6 protein-coding genes and 1 pseudogene are annotated in these 8,030 nt (G+C 69.9%); all 7 read right to left on the reverse strand.

Annotation, left to right across the window (positions count from 1 at the left end; translation table 11 throughout):
• Positions 1-59 precede the first annotated feature (59 nt).
• The gene (locus ABZ281_RS27695; RefSeq protein ID WP_356659735.1) at positions 60-329 is read right to left on the reverse strand and encodes a hypothetical protein; all 270 of its coding nucleotides are present in this window, start codon (positions 327-329) and stop codon (positions 60-62) included.
• Complete coding sequence (locus ABZ281_RS27700; RefSeq protein ID WP_356659737.1) at positions 326-1,477, reverse strand: glycine amidinotransferase; 1,152 nt, start codon at positions 1,475-1,477, stop codon at positions 326-328. The genes ABZ281_RS27695 and ABZ281_RS27700 overlap by 4 nt, the downstream gene beginning before the upstream one ends.
• Positions 1,478-1,506: 29 nt before the next feature.
• Positions 1,507-2,484 carry an aspartyl/asparaginyl beta-hydroxylase domain-containing protein gene (locus ABZ281_RS27705; RefSeq protein WP_356659739.1) on the reverse strand — a complete coding sequence of 326 codons (978 nt, stop codon included), beginning with the start codon at positions 2,482-2,484 and terminating at the stop codon, positions 1,507-1,509.
• 14 nt (positions 2,485-2,498) lie between these two features.
• Positions 2,499-3,539, reverse strand: coding sequence for a peptide ligase PGM1-related protein (locus ABZ281_RS27710; protein ID WP_356659741.1), 1,041 nt, complete (start codon positions 3,537-3,539; stop codon positions 2,499-2,501).
• Between the two features lie 86 nt (positions 3,540-3,625).
• Complete coding sequence (locus tag ABZ281_RS27715; RefSeq protein WP_356659743.1) at positions 3,626-5,329, reverse strand: hypothetical protein; 1,704 nt, start codon at positions 5,327-5,329, stop codon at positions 3,626-3,628.
• A 176-nt stretch (positions 5,330-5,505) separates the two neighbouring features.
• Positions 5,506-6,597, reverse strand: coding sequence for a glycosyltransferase family 4 protein (locus tag ABZ281_RS27720; RefSeq protein ID WP_356659745.1), 1,092 nt, complete (start codon positions 6,595-6,597; stop codon positions 5,506-5,508).
• A 605-nt stretch (positions 6,598-7,202) separates the two neighbouring features.
• Positions 7,203-8,030 (reverse strand): annotated as a pseudogene (locus tag ABZ281_RS27725) (ISKra4 family transposase); the annotation flags it as partial.

The following is an 8,030-nucleotide window of genomic DNA, read 5'->3' on the forward strand; positions in this document are numbered from 1 at the left end:
GGCCATGGTAGGCAGATCCCACGTCGGCCGTTGCAGCCTGTGGATAACCTTCTGGCCTGCTAGTTCGTCAGGAACGTCGCAGGTGTCAGCACCGCGCCGACGCCGCGGCGGCGGGAGTACGCGGTGATCTCGTCGAGAGCCTGATCGGGCCGGGCGAAGTCGGTGACGACCCGCCCGGCCTGCAGGCGCTTCAGCTCCGGCCCGTAGTCCGCGTACGCCGCGGCGGTGGTCGCGGCGTGGACCTGGTGGCCGCGGGCGGCGGCCGTCGCGGCAAGGAGGCCCGCCTCAGGGCCGGCCGCGTCCAGCAGCAACACGCCCGGGAGGGTCACGACAGGTAGTCCTCGAAGCCGCCGGTGCGGTGCGTGTCCAGGGTGAAGCAGTGGAACCCGCCCCCGAACAGCCGCCTGTGCCGGTGGCGTACGGGCACCACGTCGAAGCCCTCGGCTTCCAGCAGCTTGATCAGGCCGGTGCACTGCGCGTTGACCAGCACCGTGCGCTCGTCGACCGAGAGGACGTTGAGGTCGATGTAGGGGCTGGTGAGGACCAGGTCCTCGTGGTCGTCGTACACGGGGAACGCACCCGTGTCCGGCTCCGGCGGCACGATGTAGCGCCATGAGCGCAGCGGTTCGGGCATCAGGTCGCGGATGCCGTCGTGTCGAGCCAGGAACACCCCCGGCTTCAGGGCGAGGACCATGCTGTCGATGTGGTTGTCCGCCATCCGCCACACCCGGTGGACGCGGTACTGGTGACCGAGGTGCCGCTGAAGCCACTCGGCGCCCCGGGTGTGGTTCTCCTGCGCGACGTTGACGACCAGGTCGCGGCCCAGCCGCAGCACCTGCGCGCCGTCCAGCATCATCTCCACGCCGATGTCGAACGGGCTCGGCTGCGGGTCCTCGATGGCCTCCGTCGGTCCGCCCAGGGTGGTCGCGGTGTCGCGCGCGTACGACAGGTCGAACGACATGTCGGTGAGGGTAGGGCGGGGCATCGTCGTCCACCGCGCGCCCTCCTCCCAGTAGGTGGTGAAGACCGGGGCGAGCAGACGGGTCTCCAGGTAGCGGGAGCGGATCGCGGGCGCCGTCTCGATGATCTCGCGCCCGAGGATCAGCGTGTTGTCGCGGATGTTCAGCGCTGGGGTCGGCGCGGCCTCCCAGCCCAGGCCCGCGATGGGCTTGGCATCCGGAGGCAGAGGCAGCGGCCGGTGCACGGTGACCCCGAGTCCGGCGAGGGTGGCCGCCAGGGCCTCCACGTCCTCGTGCAGCTCCTCGGCGTACCGGGCCTTGATGGTCCAGCTCTCCCGGTGGCCGGCCGCCGCCTTCGTCAGGCGCGGATAGGCCCAGTCCGACCGGAAACCCTTCAAGTTCTCGTGATGGAACAACTCGAAAGAGACGTCGCGGTCGTGCCCCACGTAATTGGCGGCGGACCCGACGATGACCTCCTTGAGCGGTGTGAAGTCGTCGTGACTGTTCAGGCGGGGCATTGGCGTTCCTCTCGAGTACGCGGAGCGGGTCAGGGAGTACGGGGGGCTGCGGTCACGTGCCGGTCGGCGAGCGCGCGCCCGCGGCGGACCCGCAGGGTCAGGCCGGTGCTGTCGCTGTCCGGCTGGAGGGTGCGCTGCTCGCTCCAGCCGGAGAACCTGAACTCGGCGCCGCCGGCCGGGACGAGGGCAAAGGTGCGCCCGGCGATCGTGAGGGCGAGGACGCCGTCGTCGGCGCGGTCGATGCGGGCGGGAATGAGGGAGCCGTCCAGCGGGGCGGCCGCGTCGAAATCCGCGAACCCGGACGGCAGCAGCGCCTCATACGGCAGCTCCGTGGGCCAGGTGGGAGCCTCGGTCGGGGCGGTGTGGTTGAGGAGTACCTCGCCGCGGGTGAGGAAGTCCTGCCAGGAGACCGGGAACCAGGCCGCGAGGTCGGCGGTGAGGAGGGCGTCGATCACGATGTGGATGCGGGTCACCGTCTGGCTGGTGTTGCGCACCAGGTGTTCGCGGGAGAAGTCGCCGTACCAGCAGGTGCCCGGCTGCCAGCAGTGTTCGACGCCGTCAAGGACGAGAACGGCGCCCGGGTGGGTGACCACGGGGATGTGCAGGCGCACGATGCCTCGGTCCAGGCGGTACTTGGGGTCGCAGTGCGGGTTCGAGACGGCGCCGGGCCCCAGCGCCATCAGGCGTACCGCGTTCAACGGGGCCGGGATCGTGTCCAGGGCCTCCGCGAGGTAGGGCAGGTAGTCGAGCCACCGCGTCGCCTTGAACGGCTCCGGTCCGGGGCCGCCCGGGTCGGTGCGCTCCGGATCACCGCCGAGGCTTCGCAGGGGCAGGACCCGCCAGTCGATCGCGGCGGGCCGGCCGACCTGCCCGCCGGAGGTGTGGGTGTGCTGGACGTTCCAGGTGTGGGCGGTGACGGTCGCGAGTTCGGCGGCGAGACGGCCGGAGTCGAAGACGGGGCGGAGCCGGGCGGCCTCGGCGGCTGCGGTGAGCGACGTGGTGGTCATGGGTGAGCTCCCGGTCAGGAGGAGAAGGACACGGCGCCGGTGCCGATGTGCTGGCTGGCGTCGTAGGTGCCGGCGGGCACGCTCGCGAACCGCGCGTCCAGCCGGTCGAAGGCGCCCGCGTGGCCCTCGGCGGGGTCGTAGGCGAGGCAGAACACGAACTGCACCGGCTCGCCGGGGGCGAGAGGGATGGCGGGCATCGACACGATCACCCCGGTCCGGGTGGCCGGGTCGTACGCCAGGCCCAGATCCTCGAGCGAGGCCAGGAAGGCGGCGAAGGAGGGCACCGCCCAGGTGGGCGGGACGTGGTACTCGACCACCTGCCGGGCCGGGGCGGCGGTGACGTCGACGATGCCGTGGGCGATCGACTGGTAGATGTGCAGCGACCCGGAGACCTGGGCGTTGACCTCCGTAAACACCACGCTGTCGTCGGGCAGGACCAGGGCGTCCGCGCTCAGGTGCCCGCGGTAGCCGAACGCCCGGTACGCCTCGGCCAGCCGTGTGCCGCCGTCCAGCAGCGCCGCCCGTACCGGCTCGGTGACGCCGTCCAGCGGCACGACCTGGTGGCTCAGACGCCGCCCCACGTACAGCAGGCGGCCCGTCTCGGTGGCCCGGGTGCCGGCGTCGGAGGCGTAGTGCTCGGAGTACACCGCATCCGCGCCGGGCGCGAACTCCTCGATGACGACCGGCCACCGGCCTTCCCCGCTCGCCCACGGCCACCGCTTGGCCCAGTACGCGGCGATCCCCTCCGGGCCCGGGGCCAGGTGGTGCAGGTGTCGGGCCCCGACGTGGTCGACGGCCATCTCCGGATCGCGTACGAGGAGCTGGTTGCCGACCCCGGCCCCGTTGTGGGCCTGTTTGACCACGACGGCCCCGGATTCGAAGTCCTGCAGCAGAGCGCCGGTCGCCTCGGTCGCCTCCGCGATGCTGCGACAGGTGCGGCCCGGCAGGGTCGGCACCCCGGCCGCCGCCGCCAGGGCCCGGAAGTTCGCCTTGTTGTTCCCGATCTCCCCGCCGCCCTGGGCGAAGAAGGCCGCGCCCGGGAAACGGTCGGCCACGCCCAGGGCGCCGGCGAGTCCGCTGCATCAGGTGACGGTGCCCTCGGGTTTGCACCGTGACAGCGGACGTTTTGCCGCCGTGCCTCTCAGATCACGTCGATGGTGGTGGACGGTGAGACATGGCTGCCGACGGTGAACTGCACGCTGGTGGGTCCCGTGGGGGTGTCGTCGGCGGCGCTCACGCAGACCCACATGACGGACTGTGATCCGTTACCGGGGATGGCCAGGTCGACGTCGGTGAAGGTCAGGGTCTGACCGTCGCCGGAGATGCTTCCCGGGTACACGGTAGTACTGGGGCCGCCGTCCCAGACGGTCAGCTGGTGATCGGGCTTGTCCTGCGTACCGAACCGCATGCCGGCGCCGGCCGGCAGAACGGCGGTGACCGTTTGCAGCGGGATGGCATGCGTTCCGTTGTTCCGCACCTCCACACCCGGGTACACGGGAGCCCCTGCCCGCTCCGCGGTCACCGGGGCGCCGCCCGGCGACACGGTGAAGCCCGGTGCGACTACGACCGTTGTGGAGGGCGAGGTCTTTCCTCCCACGGTGAACGTCAGGCTCGTGGCACCCAGCGGGGCATCGTGGCCCGCGCTCACGCCGACCCACATCACCGTCGTCCCGGGTAGCTCCAGGTCCACGTCCGAGAAGACGAGCGACGTTCCGTCATCTGACAGGCTTCCCATGTAGAGGGTGGTTTGACCGTTGGCGTTCTGGACGGTCAGCTGGTAGTCGGCGAGGACCTGCGTACCGAAGAGCAGACCGCGACCGGCCGGCAGGGCGACCATCACCGACACCGGGTCGAACGCCACGCCGGCTTCGACCCGCACTCCCGGATACCCGACCGGTCCGCCTTGCCTCAGCTCCACATCAGGCGGCCCACCGGGCGCCACCGTGAACTCCGTCCACTGCAGCACTACCTGGCCGCGATTGCCCGCGTCGCCGACAGAAGACTGGTACAGAGGATCTCCCTTACCGCCCGCCAGGGCACCATTGCCGGCCAGGGTCTGTCCCCCGGTGACGCCAGGACCGTTCACAAAGCTGCTGCCTCCAGCCCCGCCGCTGAAAAAGGCGGCGGTCGCGTGGCCGAAACCGAGGCCGCCACCGCCGCCCGCGTAGCCGGCACCCCCACCCGCATTGCCGCCGTAGCTTGCACCCCCGCCTCCGCCCATACCTGGGATCGGCACCTGGCCCCCAACGCCCCCCTTCCCGGCGCCGCCGTTCTGCCCGGTGTTACCGCCGCGCCCCCCATAACTACTGTGATCGGCAATGGCCCCTGCGGCGCCGCCAGTGGAACCCGAAGCTCCACGCGCCGGCGTCCCTGTCCATGCGCCCCGCGAGGCCGTCCGTGCGTCGGAACCGCTGGGGCCGCCGCCCGCACCACCTTGCGCATCAGCGGTATCCGTATTCGTAATGCCCCCTCCACCTCCTCCGGCGATGAGAAGTGTTTGTCCCAGCCGCTGGCTGAACAAGCCGCTCATACCGCCCCCGCCGTGCTGGCCTCCTCCCAGGTCGACGACGACGCGCAGCGTCTCCCCCGGCACGACGGCGATGTTGCCGGTGGCGAAGCCGCCCCCGCCCCCAATGCCGGGTCCCCACCCTCCGCCACCCCAGCAGCGGGCGTTGATCACGGTGACGCCGGGGGGAACGGTGAAGTTCTGGACGCTGCCGGAATAGTTGAAGCGCCGGATGTGGGTGTAAGGAGCGATGGGGGCGCTTTCGGACAGCGCGATGGCCGCACGCGGCTCGATGGAGATGGCCGGTTCGAGGGGGGAGGCGATGGTTTCCTGGGTCACGGCGTGCCGTCCTTTTCGTTGTGGTTGAGCGGATTGCGATGATTCGTCTTGCAGGCAGACAGTGGCGAAAGGGAGGTTCCCAGCGCGTGCCAGGAGTTCCTCTGGGTCTGCCGCAAGCATTTCGATGTCGTTGCTCGGGGCCGCGAAGCCGTGGTCCGGCCGCGCCGCTCAGCACCTCAGGGGCAACTCTGCTCTGTTTGGACTTGCGGGTCCGCGGCGCCGCTGCGGCCCATCTCGCTGGCATCGACGAGTGTGCCGAGTGCGTGCCTGCGCACGCTGTTCCGCGGGCTGGTCCTGCTCAGGGATTCGATGGCGTCGCACCAGATGTCGAGGTCGGGAGCTGCACTCAGTTCGATGGAGCGGGCCTTGGCCCGGCGCGAGGCCTGTGCCCAGTTATCCGGGTCCCGCAGGGACGTCAGGGCATGAATCCAGGCGTTGAGGTCGTCGCGGTAGGCGAAGATCCCGGCCTCGCCGAGGGACTCGACGAGCCCGGGGGTGGGATGGGCGATGACCGGGATGCCCGAGGCGAACGCCTCCACCGCCACGCGTCCCCAGGACTCGTACAGGCTCGGCATGAGCATCACGCGGGAGCGGCTGTAGACGTGTTCACGCATCTGCTGTCCCGGCACACCGTCGACCACTTCACAATTGGACAGCCGTGGCGGCGGCATGACCTGCTGCCCGTAGGCGCCACGGACACCAAGGAACTTCCACTCCGGTGTCCAGGCGGCGATCTGCCAGAACACCTCGCCGCCCTTGTCGGAGTTGAGATTGACCAGGGCCGCGCAGTCGCCGGGCCGGGTGCGGTACTCCTCGGCCATCACCGGCGGACGCACGACGATGCTGTTCCTGGGCAGGAACTCCCGCGGGTAGCGGGCATAGAAGATTTCGCCGTCCCGCCGGATCCACTCGCTGTTGTACACGACGAGATCAGCGCCCGCCGCGTTGTGGAAGCTCGTAGCGAAGTTGTCGTGACAGATCACGGCCAGCGGAATCCGGCGGTCTCGCGCGAGTCCCGCCAGCAGGGGCACGTTCTCGAAGTGGGACAACAGCACGTCAGCGTTCTGGGCACGGGCGGCGAAGTCCATGCCCTCCTGGAAGGGGACAACATGTACCCCGTCGATCTCGTAGCTCTTCTCGATTCTTCCGGGGTGCGAGAGCCAGACCTCCACCCGGTGGCCACGCTCGGCCAGCGGGCGCAGCATCGAGTGCAGCATCCACTCGGAGCCCGCGTTGTGGTCCGGCGGGTACCCGTAGACCCGGGCCACGATGGACAAGCTCCGTGATGTGGCGGGCGCGGCCAGCCTGTATAGGCGGGATGCCGCTGTGTCCACTTGCAAGAATTTTCCTCCGAACGGGCCGAACGACGACGTGGGCGAATCAGGCGGAGCGGTTCTGGGTGCGCTCTGCAAGGCCTTCGAACCGGGCGGCCCCTCCTTCGGCGGGAACGCCAACACCCGGTCAACTACCCAACGCGCTCGACCGAATGCGTAGCGTGTAACCCGTGTGAGGGAGTGCGCGGAAGCACAACAGCACAGCCACACAAGCCACTTACAGCCCGCGCGAACGCCCTCCGCGCGCCTCACATTCACACCGCCCACCACCCCCCACGCCCAGGCATCTGGAGGCAGACCGGGAGCCGACTGCTCCAGCCCGGCACTCAAGGGCGCGTCATCCTCACGTGGCAGGCGAAACGATCAGTCCTTGCTGCATTCGGGGGAACCAGGCCTTGTCAATCCCCCCGTTCAGAGCTTGGTCATGGTCCTCGATCAGTTCGCGAAGTGGCTGCTTGACCATGTCTGCGGGGAGGACGGTTGGAGGATGGACCGTCAGGCAGTCGAGGAAGGGTGCGGCTCTGTTTGAGGGACGGTGATCACGCCGCGAGTGCGAGGCTGTCGCGGTAGCGGATGGCGTGAACCCGCAGGTGCTCGCGCTGCGCGTGATATTTCCAGTACTCCTCGAAGTCGCCGTTGCGGATCACCGTGCGGAGCCTGCGGACGGCCTCGGCCCCGGCCAGGCCCCAGCGGGCACCGGTGATGTCCATCCGGTCCTTCACCAGGTGCCGGCACGCCCCCTCGATCACGCCTGTCGCGATCGGCCAGCCCTCCGCCAGCGCGATGTCACAGCCGAGGTAGGGGAGTTTGGCCCGCAGGTAGCAGACCGCCTTGTCCACCCCCCAAGCGCCGCTGGCCGTCCAGTTCCGCCGCGTCCGCGTGCGCTTCGAGATCGTCGGCGCGAGATCGTCGGCGACCTGCTCGGCCCGGCCGTGGAGGATCTCCGCCCTCTCGCCGACCCAGCTCTCGGCTGCGGGGTCGGTCTTGGCGAAGAAGCACCAGGCCGCGCCCCACGCGTACTCCAGCACGTGAACGAAGTGGATCAGCAGGCGTACCTCCAGCCCGCACGCGTCGCACTGATCATGGATCAGGTCCAGCTGGTGGCGGGCGCCGTCGACCAACATCACCCATTCCCGCTCCCGGTCGGGGTCGGCGCTCGGCATCGTCGAACACCGTGCCGATGGCCTGCGCAGCGTCGCGTTCGACGGAGGCGGGGTCAGCCACTTCGCCTGTGCCCTGGGGCGTTCGGTGCGTTCGGTGCCGTCCAGATCGCCGTGCCTGATCACATCGGCGGGCCGGCGCGGCGCCGGCGCGAGGTCGTAGACCGCGCCGACGGTCGCCATCCGTTTGCGCCCGTTCTTCTCTCC

Origin of the sequence: Streptomyces sp. NPDC006265, assembly GCF_040613555.1 — a bacterium.
In the GTDB taxonomy this organism is placed as follows: Bacteria; Actinomycetota; Actinomycetes; order Streptomycetales; family Streptomycetaceae; genus Streptomyces.